Source organism: Roseovarius sp. A46 (genome assembly GCF_004126395.1).
Classification (GTDB): Bacteria; Pseudomonadota; Alphaproteobacteria; order Rhodobacterales; family Rhodobacteraceae; genus Roseovarius; species Roseovarius nitratireducens.
Genome location: NZ_PVWS01000004.1, coordinates 1,134 through 17,459 on the forward strand (window position 1 = coordinate 1,134; position 16,326 = coordinate 17,459).

The 16,326-nt window shown below is 61.3% G+C and carries 15 protein-coding genes and 3 pseudogenes; 10 read left to right on the plus strand and 8 right to left on the minus strand.

Annotation, left to right across the window (positions count from 1 at the left end):
• Positions 1 to 35: 35 nt before the first annotated feature.
• A pseudogene (locus tag C6W92_RS03300) lies at positions 36 to 254 on the plus strand (transposase); the annotation flags it as partial.
• A gap of 3 nt (positions 255 to 257) precedes the next feature.
• Here C6W92_RS03300 and C6W92_RS03305 read toward each other — a convergent pair.
• A pseudogene (locus C6W92_RS03305) lies at positions 258 to 476 on the minus strand (transposase); the annotation flags it as partial.
• Between the two features lie 292 nt (positions 477 to 768).
• Positions 769 to 2,289: a DUF1254 domain-containing protein gene (locus tag C6W92_RS03310; RefSeq protein WP_129431640.1), complete on the minus strand. Its 1,521-nt coding sequence runs from the start codon at positions 2,287 to 2,289 to the stop codon at positions 769 to 771.
• Between the two features lie 109 nt (positions 2,290 to 2,398).
• Between C6W92_RS03310 and C6W92_RS03315 the strand changes: the two genes are divergently transcribed.
• The 7 genes from C6W92_RS03315 to C6W92_RS03345 all read left to right on the plus strand — a co-directional run bounded on the left by C6W92_RS03315 (position 2,399) and on the right by C6W92_RS03345 (position 10,251).
• Positions 2,399 to 3,463, plus strand: a complete 1,065-nt coding sequence (locus C6W92_RS03315) for an AraC family transcriptional regulator (RefSeq protein WP_129431641.1) — start codon at positions 2,399 to 2,401, stop codon at positions 3,461 to 3,463.
• A 318-nt stretch (positions 3,464 to 3,781) separates the two neighbouring features.
• A complete protein-coding gene (locus C6W92_RS03320) occupies positions 3,782 to 5,200 on the plus strand; it encodes a DUF1254 domain-containing protein (protein ID WP_129431642.1) in 1,419 nt (472 codons plus the stop codon).
• A gap of 30 nt (positions 5,201 to 5,230) precedes the next feature.
• Complete coding sequence (locus tag C6W92_RS03325) at positions 5,231 to 6,001, plus strand: hypothetical protein (protein WP_129431643.1); 771 nt, start codon at positions 5,231 to 5,233, stop codon at positions 5,999 to 6,001.
• 14 nt (positions 6,002 to 6,015) lie between these two features.
• Positions 6,016 to 6,879 (plus strand): transporter, encoded by an 864-nt coding sequence (locus C6W92_RS03330; RefSeq protein ID WP_241691055.1) that lies wholly within the window; start codon positions 6,016 to 6,018, stop codon positions 6,877 to 6,879.
• Positions 6,880 to 7,008: 129 nt separating this feature from the next.
• Positions 7,009 to 7,545 (plus strand): hypothetical protein, encoded by a 537-nt coding sequence (locus tag C6W92_RS03335; RefSeq protein ID WP_129431644.1) that lies wholly within the window; start codon positions 7,009 to 7,011, stop codon positions 7,543 to 7,545.
• Positions 7,546 to 7,736: 191 nt separating this feature from the next.
• Complete coding sequence (locus tag C6W92_RS03340; protein ID WP_129431645.1) at positions 7,737 to 8,918, plus strand: hypothetical protein; 1,182 nt, start codon at positions 7,737 to 7,739, stop codon at positions 8,916 to 8,918.
• A 283-nt stretch (positions 8,919 to 9,201) separates the two neighbouring features.
• Positions 9,202 to 10,251: a BamA/TamA family outer membrane protein gene (locus C6W92_RS03345; RefSeq protein WP_164989158.1), complete on the plus strand. Its 1,050-nt coding sequence runs from the start codon at positions 9,202 to 9,204 to the stop codon at positions 10,249 to 10,251.
• Positions 10,252 to 10,329: 78 nt separating this feature from the next.
• On the opposite strand, the pseudogene C6W92_RS03350 reads toward C6W92_RS03345, so the two are convergent.
• From C6W92_RS03350 to C6W92_RS03360, 3 genes and pseudogenes are all read right to left on the minus strand, one after another.
• A pseudogene (locus tag C6W92_RS03350) lies at positions 10,330 to 10,671 on the minus strand (helix-turn-helix domain-containing protein); the annotation flags it as partial.
• A 563-nt stretch (positions 10,672 to 11,234) separates the two neighbouring features.
• Positions 11,235 to 12,245 carry a site-specific integrase gene (locus tag C6W92_RS03355; protein WP_164989159.1) on the minus strand — a complete coding sequence of 337 codons (1,011 nt, stop codon included), beginning with the start codon at positions 12,243 to 12,245 and terminating at the stop codon, positions 11,235 to 11,237.
• A 13-nt stretch (positions 12,246 to 12,258) separates the two neighbouring features.
• Positions 12,259 to 13,287 carry a fatty acid desaturase gene (locus C6W92_RS03360; RefSeq protein WP_129431648.1) on the minus strand — a complete coding sequence of 343 codons (1,029 nt, stop codon included), beginning with the start codon at positions 13,285 to 13,287 and terminating at the stop codon, positions 12,259 to 12,261.
• Between the two features lie 302 nt (positions 13,288 to 13,589).
• On the opposite strand from C6W92_RS03360, the gene C6W92_RS03365 reads away from it, so the two are divergent.
• On the plus strand, positions 13,590 to 13,814 hold the full coding sequence (locus tag C6W92_RS03365) for a hypothetical protein (protein ID WP_129431649.1): 225 nt from the start codon (positions 13,590 to 13,592) through the stop codon (positions 13,812 to 13,814).
• A gap of 9 nt (positions 13,815 to 13,823) precedes the next feature.
• On the opposite strand, the gene C6W92_RS03370 is transcribed toward C6W92_RS03365, so the two are convergent.
• The 3 genes from C6W92_RS03370 to C6W92_RS03380 all read right to left on the minus strand — a co-directional run bounded on the left by C6W92_RS03370 (position 13,824) and on the right by C6W92_RS03380 (position 15,818).
• Positions 13,824 to 14,402 carry a TIGR02281 family clan AA aspartic protease gene (locus C6W92_RS03370; RefSeq protein ID WP_129431650.1) on the minus strand — a complete coding sequence of 193 codons (579 nt, stop codon included), beginning with the start codon at positions 14,400 to 14,402 and terminating at the stop codon, positions 13,824 to 13,826.
• Positions 14,403 to 14,419: 17 nt separating this feature from the next.
• Positions 14,420 to 15,046, minus strand: a complete 627-nt coding sequence (locus tag C6W92_RS03375; RefSeq protein WP_104019145.1) for a MarC family protein — start codon at positions 15,044 to 15,046, stop codon at positions 14,420 to 14,422.
• 337 nt (positions 15,047 to 15,383) lie between these two features.
• Entirely contained in the window at positions 15,384 to 15,818 is a 435-nt protein-coding gene (locus C6W92_RS03380; RefSeq protein WP_164989160.1) for a MarR family transcriptional regulator, read from the minus strand.
• Positions 15,819 to 15,895: 77 nt separating this feature from the next.
• Here C6W92_RS03380 and C6W92_RS03385 point away from each other — a divergent pair, with 77 nt between their 5' ends.
• Positions 15,896 to 16,291, plus strand: coding sequence for a hypothetical protein (locus C6W92_RS03385; RefSeq protein ID WP_129431653.1), 396 nt, complete (start codon positions 15,896 to 15,898; stop codon positions 16,289 to 16,291).
• The last annotated feature ends 35 nt before the right edge of the window (positions 16,292 to 16,326 follow it).

The window sequence follows — 16,326 nt, forward strand, 5'->3', positions numbered from 1 at the left end:
TGGAACTAGAGTCCGACCCAACGAAGGGACGGACAATGAAGCGATCAAGATTTTCGGAAGAACAGATCATCGGCATTTTGACCGAGCATGAGGCTGGCGCGACGTGCGCTGATCTGTGTCGCAAGCAGGGCATGTCGGAAGGGACGTTCTACAACTGGAAAGCCAAGTTTGGCGGCATGACAGTTTCCGATGCGAAGCGGCTCAAGGCGCTTGAAGACGAGAACGCCCGGCTGAAGAAGCTGCTGGCTGAGCAGANTCTGCTCAGCCAGCAGCTTCTTCAGCCGGGCGTTCTCGTCTTCAAGCGCCTTGAGCCGCTTCGCATCGGAAACTGTCATGCCGCCAAACTTGGCTTTCCAGTTGTAGAACGTCCCTTCCGACATGCCGTGCTTGCGACACAGATCAGCGCACGTCGCGCCAGCCTCATGCTCGGTCAAAATGCCGATGATCTGTTCTTCCGAAAATCTTGATCGCTTCATTGTCCGTCCCTTCGTTGGGTCGGACTCTAGTTCCAAGTGGAGGAAAAATCCCGTGGCAGGTCAGACAGCGGACGGCAGTGAGAGCAATCCTTCAGATTGTCTTTTGAGACAACGATCAGCCAAAAGTACATTGTCCTGGTAGGAGCGTTCAGAGAGGACCTTCCAGGGATAAAATGGAAAGGGAAGTGCTGGTCGTGACTTGCCGACACATCATGATACGTCACTCAACGCCCACGCTTGGAGTCCAAAGACCCCAAGCGCTCCTGCTTTCTTGACTGTCCGTCGTGGACGGTCAGTCGACAGGCTCAAAGTCCCCTGGCTTCCAACTTTTGTCGAACCAGGGTTCGAGTGGGCCGTAGAGCCGGAAGAGGACGTTGAAGCCCTTGCCCGGCATGGTCTGGACCCAATTCGCCTCCCGTCCCTCAGGCGCGGTCGGGCCGAAGTAGACCGTTGCAGAACCATCGGCGTCAACCTTTAGCTCCCTGCTCGTGCTATCGACGCCCGCCAGTTTCTGGTCGGTCTCCAGAAGCGAGCGGGTCTGGTTGTCGTAGACGACGAAGGACCAGAAATCCTTGGCCGGAACAGGGCCCGGAAGCGTTATCTTGTAGGTCTTGCCGCCGTCGAGGATTGTGCCGGTCACGTCGCGGAAAGTGCCCGCATAGGCGGAGCCTGAGCCGGGCTTGGCCATCGCCATCGCGGGCGTGATGCCGGTGGCGTAATAGAAGAACATCGTCCGGGCATCAAGCAGGCGTTCGGCACCGTCAAGGAACTCGTAGCTGCCGCCGACGAAGGGTGCGAACCACTTGCGGTCGGAATAGAAGTAGGTCTCGGGGTTACGGGGCGCGAAGAGCAACGTCCGGGCGGTGGCGTTGCCAACGGCCACGGCTTCGGTCAGGATCGCCTTCATTCGGTCGTCCGGCGCGAAGGCTTCGCCCTTGCGGATGCCGATGGAAGCGAAGAGGCCAACGGTGTCGGGATCCACCCAGTCGGCAGGTTCCGCCTGAACGACTTGGTTCAACTCCTCGAAGAAGTTGAAGTCGTTGGCGCTGATCGTGTTGAAGCGCAGGCCCGAGGTGTTGACGAAGGTCGCCGCGGGCGGGGTGCCGCCTTCCGTGGTCGTGTGGAGCGGGTGGATGTTCGCGCCCGCCTTCACGCCATCGACCGCGGCCTTGATGTCGCCGTCCCGCACAAAAGCGCGGAAGAAGAAGAGGAGCGTGTTCGTCGTGGGGCGCTCGACGAAGTAGCCTTCGGCGGGCAGCTCGCCCGTGTAGCCCGGGGGCACGAAGAGGTAGCTGCCACCCTTGCCGGCGTCTGGCCCGGTCAGACCCACGTCCTTCAACCAGCGGAAGTTCGCGTCGTCCACAGGGCCGAGGACGCCCGGGGGCACGGTCAGGACCATCGGGCCCGCGGTGAGGTCAAGGCAGGCGAAGCCGTAGACGGTCGTGGTGTTGGGGGTGAGGAATAGGGAGCGGGCATCCATCAGGTCCTCGGTGAGGCCGATGCCCTGGTTGGCCTTGACGCCCACACTGTCGAACCCGTTGCAGGCGGCGCGGACGGAGGTGGCGGAGATGCCGGTGAGGAATGCCTGGACGCCCCGCATGAAGTCAAGATTGTCGTAAATCGTCTTGGCCGTTGCTTCGTCGGGCGCCCCGTTGCGGAAGGTCAGCGTCCCGATACGGGTGTCGGCGCTGTCCGGCGTTGTGATCTTGGCAGGAATATCGGCCGAGTAGGTCGGGGTGCCTTGTGCAATCGATTGGCTCCCAGCGATCACTCCCAGGCCAAGCAACCCGGCACGCAGAATAAACCGTTTCATAAGAGGTCCCCTTGATGAAGAAATGGTTCGTAGAGATAGCAAAAAACGAGCATCCGCCCGTCATTGACTTGTTTTGAGATGTTTTGACATCAATACTCTATCGCTGTGAATGACGCTTCTCTTTCGAGGACAAAACGCCATTGTCGATGTCATGCGCCGCATAACGACGCAGAGGATCGGACCGCTTGTCGAACTACCGGGTCTCCTGCGCGACCTTGAAGTGGATGTGGACGCGGTCTTCGAAGGCAGCGGGATCAACCCCGGATCGCTGTCACCGGACCTGCGGCTTTCCTTCCCCGACCTCCTGGACGTCCTCAATCGCGCGGCAAGGATCTCTGGCTGTCCTCACATCGGCCTTCTGCTTGGGCTCCGTTTCGACCTGGTCAGGCATCATGGCCTCATCGGGGAGCTGATGCATTCGGCACCGACACTCAAACAGGCATTGGTCGACTGCGTGACTTGGCAGCCGGGGTATTCGAGCGGCGCGATCGTGTATCTGAACCAGCTGGGCGACGACTATGACTTCGGATACGGGACCTACGATGTATCTTCGCCGGGAACGCGCGTGCTCTACGATACGATCGTCTGCATCGGCATACGCATGGTTCAAGAGCTCACGAATAGAACCGCCGCACCGATTGAGGTTCATTTCTCCCACAGCGCGGATGATGACAGGGCGATCTACGGCAAACTGTTGAGGTTGCCGGCGCGGTTTAACCAACCCCGCACTGGGGTAATCGTGGAAGCCATCGCGATGGGTATCGAGCCACCACGAGCCGATCCGGTCGAGCGGCAGCGCCTGCTCGCGATCATTAAAGACGCGGTATTGACGGCCAAACCGGATCTCGCGGCCAAGGTGAGCCACGCGATCCGGCAAAAACTCCACTACGACGGCCCCACGATGCCGTCCGTCGCCAAAGAACTGGGCCTACACCCAAGGACTCTGCGGCGCAGGCTGGCAGAGGAGGGAGAGACGTTTGAACGCCTGCGCGACAGCGTCCGCTACGCCGTGGCGCGCGAATTGCTTGAACTGACCGACATCCCTGTGGCGGAAGTGGGGGGCTTCCTCGGGTTCGAAACCCCTGGAGTCTTCAGCAGGGCGTTTCGACGATGGAGTGGGACGTCGCCCTCGAATTGGCGACGGGCGAGGCGAACGATTGGTCCGCCATTCTGACGACCGTTAGCCAGCGGAGTCTCACTGTTGGACCGGCGGGGTGCCACGGCTGCAGGTCGGCACCGGGCCGCTGTCCCTTTCCCGGACCGAACCTTGCGATGACGCTCGACATCTTCTTGCGCAGCACGATCTCACGAGCGGTGGTTTGTCCTCCAAAGCGAAGCGTTAGTCGCCAGTCTGCAGTATCATTCAGGACACTACGCCCGGAATTGGGGTGCCCTGCACTCGAGCCCGGCCGTGAGGGCTTGAGTGAAACTGAGACTCTGGCCGGACGATACGCGAATTCCTTCTCATCCGAGCCTGACGGAGACAACAGATATGCCCGGAACAATCACTCGAAGCGCCGCTGCCGCTGTCGCAGCCGCGTTCTTGACGACCTCGGCAGTGGCCCAGGCCGCGCCGACGACCGACGAGATCAAGAACATCACGGAAGAGGCCATCATCTACGGCCTGCCGATGTCGATGTACTACAAGATCATGTATCAATACGCGATTGACGAACAGTCAGGTCAATACAAGGCACCGTTCAACACGATTGCCAACGAAGCCAGCGTGTACACGCCCGCCGACACCGCGGTCATCACGCCAAATAGCGACACACCTTATTCATTCATCTTCTTCGATCTGCGCGCCGAGCCTGTGGTCCTGTGCGTCCCGGAGATCGAGAAGGACCGCTATTATTCGGTCATGCTGACGTCGCTGTACACCTTCAATTTCGGCTATATCGGCAGCCGCGCCACCGGCAACGACGGCGGCTGCTATGCCGTCGCCGGCCCGAACTGGACGGGCGACACGCCCGAAGGTGTCGCCAAGGTCTTCACCTCGGAGACAGAGTTCGCGCTCGCCACCTACCGGACCCAGCTTTTTAACGCAGCCGACATCGACAACGTGAAGGCGATCCAGGCGAAGTATGAGGTCAAGCCGTTGTCCGCCTTCATTGGCGAGCCGAGCCCGGCGCAACCGCCCGCGATCGATTGGCCCACGATCGACGCGACGACCGAGAAGAAGGATGTGCTGAGCTACCTGCCCTTCCTTCTTCAGTTCGCCCCCGCGACCGGCCCGGCGGCCGTTGAGGAACCACTTCGCGCGAAATTCGCCACGATCGGCATCGAGGCCGGCAAACCGTTCCCGACGGTTGCGCTGAGCGATGCCGACAAGGCGGCGATGGCCGAGGCCGGCACGGCGGCCGAAGAGGCAATAAAGGCCAAGATCGAAAAGATGGGCAAGCTGGACAACGGCTGGGTCATCGTGACCTCCGGCGTCGGGGACCGGGACGTGTATGCCGGTGACTGGACGCAGCGCGCCGCGGTTGCGGTGGCCGGCATTCTGGCCAACGACCCGGCCGAAGCAACCTATCCGTTCACTCGGAACGACGGCGACGGCAAGCCGCTCGATGGCAGCACGGCGAAGTACACCCTCACATTCGCCAAGGACGCGTACCCGCCGGTCAACGCCTTCTGGTCGGTGACCATGTATGACGGCAAGACGCAGCTGCTCATCGAGAACGCGATCGATCGATACCTGATAAACTCGCCGATGCTGCCCGACCTGAAGACAAACGCCGATGGGTCTATGACCCTCTACATCCAGAAGGACGAGCCCTCCGACCCGGACCAGAAGGCAAACTGGCTGCCGGCGCCGGACGGTCCGATCTACATGGTCATGCGCCTCTACTGGCCCAAGGACGAGGTGCTGAACGGCTCGTGGTCACCGCCGGCGATCAAGCGCACCGAATAGCGGAAGCGCAAATGCAAGGACGTATTCGGAATGAAAAACAAGTCGCAAAATCATATGGCACGCTTGGCCAGCGTTGCAACGGCGGTAACGATGGCCCTGGCGGCGGATCAGGCCACCGCGCAGGGCTACCAGAACAGTGTGACGCTTTACGGTCTCATCCCTTGGGTTGACACCGAGGTGACGGGCAGCGGCGGCAATTCTGCTGAATCATCAGTGACACCCAGTGATATCATCGATGCTCTCGATTTCACCTTCATGGTCGCCGGTGAGAGCCGGTTCGGAAAAGTCAGCTTTCTCTACGATACCCTCTATACCGACCTGAGTGAGAAGGGCGCGCTCGGCGGGCCATTCGCCGGTTCGGCCAAGGTCGATGTCGAAATGCTGCTTGCGACAGCCGCCCTTGGCTACGTGCTGCATGAGGGAAATGGCACGCTGCTGCAGGGCTATGGCGGCGTCAGACTGGTCGATGTCTCGACGGATGTCAGGCTCGCAGGCGGTGGCCCCGTCGGGGCTGGGTTCGACGCCAAGGTGAACGACAGCTGGGTTGATCCGATTATAGGCCTGCGCGGGCGTATGGCGCTCAGCGAAAAGGTTTCCGTGGGCGGGTTCGCCAGCATCGGCGGTTTGGGCGTCGGGTCGGATCTGTCCTTCGATGTTTTCGGCGGGGTGGAATACGCTTTCAGTGAGCGGTTCAGCGCCAATGCCGGGTTTCGCTACATGTCCTTCGATTACGAGGGCGACAATGCAGACCTTGATCTTGAAATGTATGGCCCCGTGGTCGGCATAACCATGAAATTTTGATGAGGATGAGGAGCTTGGACAAGATATCTGAAACGATTTCCATGCCGGTGCCCGCACAGTCGTCCGGGGTCCGGTCGTGGTGCTCAAATGTGCTGATGCTGGCCGCTGCATGTCTGGTCTGTGCCCCTGCCGCGCAGGCGCAGGACTCTGCGGACTTGGCGAAAAAGCTGGCCAATCCGATTTCATCGCTGATCAGCGTGCCGTTTCAGTTGAACTACGATTCAAACATCGGCTCGGCGGATGATGGCGAGCGGCTGGTCCTGAATATCCAGCCCGTCATCCCGACATCGCTCAATTCGGACTGGAACCTCATCACCCGCGTCATCCTGCCGATCACGTCGCAGGACGATATCTTTCCAGGTGCCGGGGACCAATTTGGTCTTGGTGACACAACGCTCAGCATGTTTTTCTCGCCGGTGAAACCCGCCTTCGGCAAATGGATTTGGGGCGTCGGTCCGGTCGCGGTGCTGTCGACCGCCACGGACGATCTGCTTGGCGCAGAGAAATGGGGACTTGGCCCCACGGCCGTCGCGTTGACACAGTCGGGCCCTTGGACGGTGGGGGCCCTCGCCAACCATGTGTGGTCGTTCGCAGGCGATAGCGACCGCGCGGACATCAACAACACCTTTCTTCAGCCCTTCGTGTCTTACACAACACCCACGGCCTGGACCTACACCCTCAACACCGAAACCTCCTATAACTGGGAGGCCGAGGAGTGGTCGATTCCGATAAACGCGCAGGTTTCCAAGTTGACGCGGATAGGCAATCAGCCTGTCAGCATTGGCGTAGGCGCGCGCTATTGGGCCGACAGCACCCCGACCGGTCCCGAGGGCTGGGGCACACGCGCCTTCATCACCTTCCTGTTTCCGAAAGGATGAATCAGACGATCTGATGGGGGGCCAGTTCACCATTGCTAAGCATCGGTGACCATATGATCCGGGCGCGTACACTGCACTGAAACTTAATCCGCGTCGACTGCACCGAGGCCTAAATTTGGAGATAGAGACATGAATATGACCACCAAAACCATCGCCATATTTCTGCTTTGTGCGGCCACGCCCGCGCTTGCGGCGGATCAGGACGTGCTGCCCCTGAACAGCGACGAGATCGCCCAGTATCGCAATGTCGGTGAATGGGTCGTCCATGAAAACCGCACCCGGGGCTCGTGCTTCATCTCGCGCTCGGACGCCGAGGGCCATCTGGTCCAGATCGGTCTGACCAACGACAACAACTATGGCTATATCGGCATCTTCCAGAGAGGCATCGAACTGGAAGAAGGCACGAATGCTGTCGCGATCCTGGTCAACGGCAACCTCTATGTCGGCGCGTCCAAAGCTGTCGTGCATGGCGCGTCGGGCGATTATCAGGGCGGCTACGTGATTGCGAACGACGAGAACAAGAAGCAGTTGCGTCTCGACCTCGAGAAGCAAAAGGAAATGATCGTTTTCCCTGACAAGCCCTTCACGGTGACGGTCAATCTCGATCACGTGCGTAACGCGATCTACGAGGCCCGCGAATGCACGACGAAACTTCAGGGATCCTGATCGGTCAACTTGATTTTCAAAACGGTAATCGTGCCCGTATGGCGGGCGCTTTTTCTCAGCCAAGGATCCAAGAAGATGGACACGACGCGATACCTGCCCAATACTGTGCTACGCACGCTGCTTTCGTTGCTCGCGGCCATGGTTTTGGCTGATCCGACGGCCCGAGTTGGAATGCGAGAGGGGCCCGGTTCATGAACGAAGACCCGACCGTCGAAGCAGCCAGAATTGCGCGCGGCGGGCTCTATTACGAGATGCAGGCCCGGCTCGGGCTGGTGAGGGACGACCAGTTGCGGCCAATGTCCAGAGCGTTTCTCGTTGTTCTGGTCGCGTGGGGCGTGCCTCTGATCATCAGCGTTTTCGAAGGCACGGCTTTGGGCAGCTTTGCCGACATGCCGTTCCTGCTTCACCTGCCCGTACTGTCTCGATTTCTTCTCGGGATCGGTCTGCTGATCGCGATGGAACCCGTTGCAGAGGCTCAACTCGGCACGGTCTTGCGCCCTCTGCTCAGCCCGCCGTTACTCGCGCCCGGGGCGCAAGCGGCGGCAGCATCGGCCGCGGCCCTTGCGGTTCGGCGGCGCAATTCGCGTCTGGCAGAAATCGTGTGTTTCGTGGTGGCCTGCGGGTGTTCGGTCGGCGCGGGGGTTGGCCTCAGCGATTTTGATGAACACTCATGGGCCTTCATCTCGGGTAGTGGCGGGGAACGTTTTTCCTACACTGCGCTGTGGTGCCTTTGGGTCAGCAGTCCGATCTATTTCTTCCTCGTCGCGCGATGGGTCTGGCGCATCCTGATCGTGGCGCTGCTTCTCAAGTCGATCGCCGCTCTTGAATTGCGCCTGAGCGTCACGCATCCGGACGGGGCCGGGGGAATCGCGTTTGTAGGCGGATTTCCAAATGCCTACACCCTGTTCGTGCTTGCACTCAGCTGTAATCTTGGGGTTGCGATCGCCGAACATCTGAATGCCCAGACCATCACCACGACAGTCTTTACTGCCGTCATGATCACTTGGGTCATCATCACCAACGGTCTGCTGGCCTTGCCGGCGCTGTTTTTCACCAAGCCACTCGGAGAGCTGAAACAACAGACACTGGATGTCTCCCAGGCCCAGGCGACCCGCCGCCAACTGGCCGAGGAGAGCAGCGTGTTGGGAAAAAGTATCAGTGGCGCCACGGAAGAGGAGATCAGCCAGGCCGCGTCCCTCGCCGACCCGGGCGTCATATTCAAGGCGGCCCGCGACCTGTCCACCGTCCTGATTCAGCGCGCCTCGCTTCTTCCCATTTCAGCCGCCGCCGTGCTTCCCGTGTTCGCCGCCGGGGCGACACAACTACCCCTGATGGATCTGTTCCAGATCCTGCGCAAACTCCTGCTGTTCTGAAGGTGACGCGATCGGGCGATCACCCATGGCACGGCGTTTTCCGGGTTTAGACCTTTCGGGCGGGCTTCCCTTGATCCGGGCCAACATTTGCTAATCCATTCGGAAACGACCAGCACTAAGGAATTGTTGAATGTCCATTCTACGCACCATCTGGTCAAGACCCGAGACCTTGCGGGACAGGAACGGGCACGTCCGTGCCCAAAAGCTACGAACCGCAAGACCCATGCGGTCAATTCCAGCCTGGGGGTTTTGCCTATGCGTCATGTTGGGACCGCCGACTGAGGTGATCGCCGCCGAGAGCAATCTGGATCACAAGATGTCGCCACTGACCGATGCCTCTTCCAAACCGAATTTCGGGCTACGAAGCGGCTCTCTGATCGTCGCACCGGTCCCGTTTAGCGACCCGATGATCGGCAATGGTCTGGCCCTCGGGGCCGGGTATTTGTTTAAAATTGACGAAGGGTCTGACCCGTCCATGCTGGGTGTCGGGCATCTGCGCTCGGACAATGGCTCCGAGGGCTACGGGCTTACGTTCAATCTGGCATTCATGGACAATCGCTGGTCCCTTGAGGCAACCTATATCGACGCGGATATCGATTACGACCTGATCACCTCCTTCGGAGACGTCCCGATCAACCAGACGGGCGAGTTGATCAAGGTCAAGCTGATGTATGGCGTTACACCGGATTTCCACCTGGGCATCAGCGCACGCTATCTCGAATCCACCATCGGGTCATCGGATCCGAATTTTCCGAATTTGCCATCCAGTATCCAATTGCCCAACGGGTTCTCGACGACAGGTATCGGGTTGCTCGCGGATTATTCCACCGTCGATGACAAGATATACCCGACGTCTGGCTTCAGCCTGGCGCTTTCAAGCACTTACAGTGAGCCATCCGGCAGGTTTGGCGAGGATTACATCAAATCGATCCTGACCTATGACACCTATCTGCCGACAAGCGACACTGGCGTTGTTGCCATCAGGTTGGTCGGCTGCTCAGCCCCGGGACGCGTCCCATTCTACGATCTTTGCTCGCTCGGCGGCACCGATGCGTTTCGCGGCTTCAACATCACCCAGTTTCTCGACAATGCCCTTCTGTCCGCGCAGATCGAGTATCGCAAACGCCTGGGCAAGCGGATCGGTGTCGTGGCTTTTGGCGGTGTGGGTGCTGTTGGTGGCGCGTTTGACGATCTTGATGACGCCGGGTCGGCAGTCGGCCTGGGCCTGAGATACAGGGTGTCCAAGGCGTTTCCCGTCGACTTTGCCATTGATGGATCAGTCAGTGATGAAGGAGACGGTTTGCTCTACATCTCCGTTGGACAGAGGTTCTGAGGATGGGCCGATGAGACGCAATGAGCGGACTGGCTCCTGCAACATCGCGTAGGAGCATTGGTCTGCAGCACTCAGTGCCTGCTGCCCGCGCTGCCGGTCACCTTTCCAGTTCCGCACAAAGGCTACGACCCGCTCATACGAGCCGTCATAGCCAAGCTGAACCAGATCAGCGTGCATCTGCTTTGCGGTGCGCCGGTCCTTGCGCGACTTGCGCTGCTCCGTCACCAGCCAGCCTGACAACTTCTCCGCATAAGGGTCCAGCTTGGTCGGCCGCGCCGGCGTCTGGAACCGGGGTTCAACAATCCCCGCCCGCAGATACTTCTTGATGGTGTTGCGAGACAGCCCAGTCCGCCGCGCAATCTCGCGGATGGGCATCTTGTCCCGCAAAGCCCAACGTCGAATGACGCTCAAAAATCCCATGTCGATCACTCCAATATCCCCCGACAAATCCCGTCAGGGGCAAGGTTCCACATGGGTCAAATCTCAGTGACAACTCCGACTGCTGCTGGGTCAGTTCTCAGTGACATCCAACACTGCAAGGCGTCCATCCAGTCAGTGATCATCCGGTCGTGCGCCACGCTGCCACGGTCACGTTCCCAGCCGAGGCGGTCGTATTTCTTTGCTAGGACTTCCAATTCAAGTGCTACCATTGCGCGATGCTGGGCCAATTCCTGCGAGGTGATTGCCGAGGCGGCTGCGGACTTCTTTGAGCGTGAGATACTTCTGCATGTCGCTGTCCTACGTTAAGCGGGGACGACAAACATGCATGAGCGCAAAAAACGCACTGATGTAGCTCGCCCCAAAGAGGAACGCCCCGGATGGGGCAACGAGCGCATCATGCGCGCTTATGTAATTTGGACGTTATCGAACGCGCCACTTCATGTTAACATATGGGCGCGCGCCCTCGCCATGCGCCTATATGTGGCATCAAGCCAACACTGCGGCAGTGTGTCGAGCACCCGACCCATGAACATATGGGCTCGTTATGTCGACCTCGCTGTCCGCTGAACGACCTGTCCAGCGCCGCCGGTCACATGGTCAGCCCAACGTTCTGCGAGCTTCATTCTTTTGTCCAAGTAATCAGTTCGTCGATACGCGCGCACGACACTGCCATCCACCACGTGCCCGAGCATCGTCTCCGCGACCTCGTGAGGGGCATCCGTGGCCTCAGCCAGCCATGTGCGTAGGCTCGTGCGAAAGCCGTGCGGACGTGCCTCAAGGCCGCGGCGCTGCATGTGGCGTGACAACGTCATGTCACTGATGACGCCACCGCGCGTGTTCGGAAAGAGAAAGCCATTGCGCGCGTGCGGGCGCGCAAGCTCGATGACACGCCGAGCCTCGGTCGAGAGCGGCACGCGAAACGCCTCGGTCGCTCCCTTACGGCCCTTCACGACATCGGCGGGGATGGTCCAAACGTCTTCCTCGATCTGGTCCAGTCGGATTTTTCGCAGCGGGGTCGAGCGCACACCGGTCAGGATTAGGAGACGGAGGGCAAGGTGGGTGAGGGTGGGCTCTTCAAGGCTCGCGTAGAACTCAGGCACGTCGCGCCAATTCATCGCAGGAATATTCCTTGGCACATGGCGCGACTTCCCCAGCAACGCCTTTGCCTTGTCGGTCGCTTGCAAGTCCACGTCGAGACCCAGCGCCGCCGCATGCTTCATCACGATTGAAAGTCGGTTCATGGCCTTGCGCGCCGTGTCGGCCTTGGAGTGCCAAATCGGGGCCAGCGTATCGCGGATATCGCGCTGGTCGAGATCCGTGACCGGCACCTTTCCAAGTTTGGGCAGCACATGGCGCTCAAGCGGTAAGAGCCAGCGGCCAGCTTTACCATCACCCTTGAGCTCCGCCTTGCGCGTCTCGAATGCGTCGGCGGTGATGACCGCGAGCGAGATATCCTCTCGCCGTGCCGCCCGTGCCTCGGCCTCTCGCTCCTTGACCGGATCGCGGCCCTCGGCTGCCACCTTGCGCCAGCGTTGAGCCAGCTTGCGCGGCACGCTGGCCCGGCGTCTAAAGCGCCTTCGCTTGAGCGAAGGACACCAGGCGCCTCGACTCCTCGTCCCACAGATGCAGCCGGACACTGTGAAGGCTTTGCCGGATCGTCATGCGATTGCTCTCGGCCAGCTCTGCATGATCCCGCAGAACCTCGGGCAACCGATAGAACGGGATGCGGCTGTAAAGGTGGTGCACATGGTGTACGCCGATGTTGGCGCTCAGCCATTGCAACACCGGTGGCAGCACGTAGTGCGAGCTTCCCTTCAGTGCGGATTCGTGCAGCTGCCAGTCCTCGTCAGCGTCCCAATGCGTGGTCTCGAACTGGTGCTGCACGTAGAACAGCCAGACCCCCGCCGTTGCCGCAAGCAATGTCGAGGGCAGGAAAATCAGCAGGATGGGCACCAGCCCGCCAAAGTACAGAACAAGCGCCACCCACACGAATATAGCCGCATTCGTGCACATTGCGCTGACCCAGAACCTGGCATTCCCCATGAGCCCCAATGGCACCCTGTTCTGAATGAAGAACAGATAGCCGGGTCCCAAGCAGAACAGGACAACCGGGTTGCGGTAAAGCCTGTAGATCAATCGGTTAAGAGGATTCAACTGACGATACTCCATGACCGTGATGGTCTGGATGTCTCCCATGCCACGTCGTCCGAGATTGCCCGAAGAGCTGTGGTGAATGGAATGAGAGCGCCGCCACACGTCGTAGGGTGTCAAGGTCAGCACGCCGATCACCCGTCCGAGCCAGTCGCTCACGGTGCGGCTTTGAAAGAATGCCCCATGTCCGCAATCGTGCTGGATGGCGAAAAGACGCAGCAAGAAGGCCGCGTTGCACACGGAGAGCGTAAAGGTCAGCCAATAGCTGACCGACATGGACCACCAGGCAAGGCACCACAGGATCAGGAATGGGCCCAAAGTGACCGCGAGTTCGAATGAACTGCGTATCGGGTCGGGTTCTCGGTACTCTGCGAGGATTCTGGCCCATTCCTTCGCAGGACGGGCCTCGTCACGCTGCCGAACAGCTTCAGATTGATCGGGCATTGCCTACTTTTTCATGTTTTTCGCGGACTTGTTATAAGATCGGAGGGGCTTCGGAAAGGTGCCTTTTCAACGCAGCCGCGAAATACCTGTCGCTGCTCGGTTTTTCGCCAAGTGCGGGCATGTCGGCCTGGCCGGAAAGACACGAAGGCACCGGGCGGCGGCGTGGTCTGCGTTCCGCACGACCTCGCCCTCGCCACACAGTTCGCCGACGCACCCTTCATCCCGCCACAGGCCGCGCGCACTTGACAGCGCCGCCGGATGGCGGGGAAGCTTGCGCACGGGCCAGGTGGGAGGAGAGTGCCATGTCGGAACGGGAAGGGATCGCGCGGCTGACGGCCGAGGATGTGCCGGAACTCGATGATTCAGAGTTCGGAACCTCGGACAAGTATTACTGCCGTATCTTCGAGCAGGATGCGTGGGGCTACTGGAAGCAGATCAGCTGCTCAGGCAATGTCGCATCCGAGAATGACTGCGCGTGGAAGGTGCCCAAGGACGGTGCCTATGGCTGGACGCGCCGACCGTGCTGAGCCTTGCGCTCAGCGTGTCAGGATCAGCCGGTCGCCCGCGATCTCGACACTGGAGAACCGGCGCAGGTAGTCCATGCCCAGAAGCGAGCCCGCCATCTCGCCCTCGTTGACCACGGCGCGCACGTCGCGGTCCGTGATCGGGCCGATGGCGAGACTGTCGAGCTGCACCGGCGCGGTGCGCACCACGCCGTTGGCGGTGCGCGCGCGGCCCGTGTAGATCAGGCTGCCGGTGTCGATGCCCGCTTCGCGCGCGTCGCCGCGGCTCAGCACGATCTGGCTCGCCCCGGTATCGACGACAAAGCGGATCGGCGCGCCGTTGAGCTCTGCCGTCACGTAGTAATGCCCGTCCGGCGCGCGAGGAAGCTCGATGCGGCTGTCGCTGATGACGCTCTGGGTGGGGCGCACCGTCTGGCGGATGTCCTGCCACAGCCCCACCACCGCGATCACCCCGAGAAAGATCAGCCCCCAGGCGGCGGCGTGCTGCATCAGCTTGCCCAGCGACTCGCGGCCCTGCACCACGAACCATAGCACCAGCACCGATCCAAGGATCGACAGGTAGACGAGGCGGGGGAAATCAAAGCTCTCCATGCGTGGGATATGGGTCCTCAGCCCGCCAATCCAAACCCGCGCAGCCCGTCGAGCACAAACTGCACCGCGAGCGCCGCCAGCAGCATGCCCAGCAGCCGCGTCACCACGTTGATGCCGACATGGCCCAGTGCACGCTCCAGCAGGCCGCCCATCAGGAACAACACCAGCGCCAGTGCCACCACCGACAGCATCACCCCGATCACCAGCAGCAACCCCTCGATGCCCGGCTTGTCGCCCACGAGCAGGATCACCGTGGTGATAGAGCCGGGCCCGGCAATGAGCGGGATCGCCAGCGGAAAGATTGACGGGTCGTCCCCCTCGTCCTCTTCGGCGGCGTCGGCCTGCCCCTTGCGGCGACGCGAGCGCCGCTCGAACAGCATGTCGAGCGCGGTGAGAAACAGCAGGATACCGCCCGCGATGCGAAACGCGGGCATGGAGATGCCGATAAAGCCCAGCACCGATTCCCCGAACGCCGCGAAGGTGGCGATCAGCAGCGCGCCCGCCACGCAGGCGCGGATCGCGATTGCCCGGCGGCGCGCGCTGTCCATGCCCTGCGTCAGCGCCACGAAGAGCGGCGTCATGCCCACCGGGTCGATGATGACGAAGAGCGCGACAAAGGCGGTGACGAGAAAGGCGGTGTCCATCAAGCGGGTTCCTCGGGGCTGTGTGGCCTTGCACCACGCCGGGGCGCGTTTGCCAAGGGGTTTCTGGGCGAGAGGGCGACGGCATTGGCTTGGAGCGGACCCTCACAGCTTGGTGCCCATGCGCGGAATCGAGGCGCGTTCACGCGCCGCCGCGCAGCGCCCGACCGCCCGCTCGGGCGGGCGCTTTTACGACGTTTAACTCCGCACAATTGTTGAAGTATTTGGCGCCATAAAGTGACGACCACAACAGGTTGGGCGCCCACCCGCGGTCGGGCGCTGCGCGGCTCCTCAACCTGTGCGCTGAATGGCAGTAAGACGCCATCTTGCTCCCTTCCCGCTATCCCCCGCCATCCTCCTCTGTCAGCGCCGCTTCCATGATCGCGGCGGCGCGGTCGAGCGTTTCGGCCTCCCCCCCGAGCGCGCGATCCCACCCCGCGAGAATCTCGCGGCACAGCGCCATCAGCCGAGTGCCCTCGTCGGTGAACCGCACGAGGCTCTGGTTGCGCCGCGCCGGATCGGGGGCGAGCGCCAGGTACCCCAGATCCGCCAGCGCCAGCGCCTGCCGGTGCGCCGCCTGCCGGCTCACCCCGGTGCGGCGGGCGACCTCCGAGGTGGTGGTCTCGCCACAGATGAGCGCGGCGAGAAAGGCAAGCTGCGCCGGGCTGAGCGCGATGCCGTGTTCCTGCTCCAGCACCTCCGACAACCGCCGCGTCACCCGGTCCTGGAAACCGCGCGCGGCGTGATAAAGCGTCAGGGTCAGGCTGTTCGCCATGTTTGTTGTCAACTTTGTTGACATACTGGATCGCTCCGATATCTTGTCAATTACGTTGACAATGATGGAGGTCTCTCATGACACTTGCAACCGTCTTGCGCCTCAACGCGCTGTCCTGTCTCGGCTTCGGTGTGCTGTTCCTGGCCGCACCGGGGCCGGTGGCGACCGGGTTGGGCACGCCGCCCGCCTGGCTCATCGCCGCGCTCGGGGCGGGGCTCATCGGAAATGCCGCGCTGTTGTGGCTGAGCGTGCGGGGCGGCCGCGCGCCGCGCCGCGCCGAGGTGCTGTTCTTCTGCATGGGCGACGCGGCTTGGGTGGTGGCGACGCTCGCACTGATCCTCGCCGGGGTCTGGATCGTCACGCCTGGCGGCCGCATCGCGGCGCTCGCCGTGGCGGTCATGGTCGGCGCCCTCGGACTCGCCCAATGGCGGCGGTTGCCGGATTCTGACGGCACCGCGCGCTCCGCGCTCTGAACCGTGCGGTTCGCGCCTTGAACCGTGAGGTTCGC

Bases quoted from the DNA above. Each gene is read 5' to 3' on its own strand.
- C6W92_RS03310 (WP_129431640.1), bottom strand. From the start codon at position 2,289: ATGAAACGGTTTATTCTGCGTGCCGGGTTGCTTGGCCTGGGAGTGATC.
- C6W92_RS03315 (WP_129431641.1), top strand. From the start codon at position 2,399: ATGACGCTTCTCTTTCGAGGACAAAACGCCATTGTCGATGTCATGCGC.
- C6W92_RS03320 (WP_129431642.1), top strand. From the start codon at position 3,782: ATGCCCGGAACAATCACTCGAAGCGCCGCTGCCGCTGTCGCAGCCGCG.
- C6W92_RS03325 (WP_129431643.1), top strand. From the start codon at position 5,231: ATGAAAAACAAGTCGCAAAATCATATGGCACGCTTGGCCAGCGTTGCA.
- C6W92_RS03335 (WP_129431644.1), top strand. From the start codon at position 7,009: ATGAATATGACCACCAAAACCATCGCCATATTTCTGCTTTGTGCGGCC.
- C6W92_RS03340 (WP_129431645.1), top strand. From the start codon at position 7,737: ATGAACGAAGACCCGACCGTCGAAGCAGCCAGAATTGCGCGCGGCGGG.
- C6W92_RS03360 (WP_129431648.1), bottom strand. From the start codon at position 13,287: ATGCCCGATCAATCTGAAGCTGTTCGGCAGCGTGACGAGGCCCGTCCT.
- C6W92_RS03365 (WP_129431649.1), top strand. From the start codon at position 13,590: ATGTCGGAACGGGAAGGGATCGCGCGGCTGACGGCCGAGGATGTGCCG.
- C6W92_RS03370 (WP_129431650.1), bottom strand. From the start codon at position 14,402: ATGGAGAGCTTTGATTTCCCCCGCCTCGTCTACCTGTCGATCCTTGGA.
- C6W92_RS03375 (WP_104019145.1), bottom strand. From the start codon at position 15,046: ATGGACACCGCCTTTCTCGTCACCGCCTTTGTCGCGCTCTTCGTCATC.
- C6W92_RS03380 (WP_164989160.1), bottom strand. From the start codon at position 15,818: ATGGCGAACAGCCTGACCCTGACGCTTTATCACGCCGCGCGCGGTTTC.
- C6W92_RS03385 (WP_129431653.1), top strand. From the start codon at position 15,896: ATGACACTTGCAACCGTCTTGCGCCTCAACGCGCTGTCCTGTCTCGGC.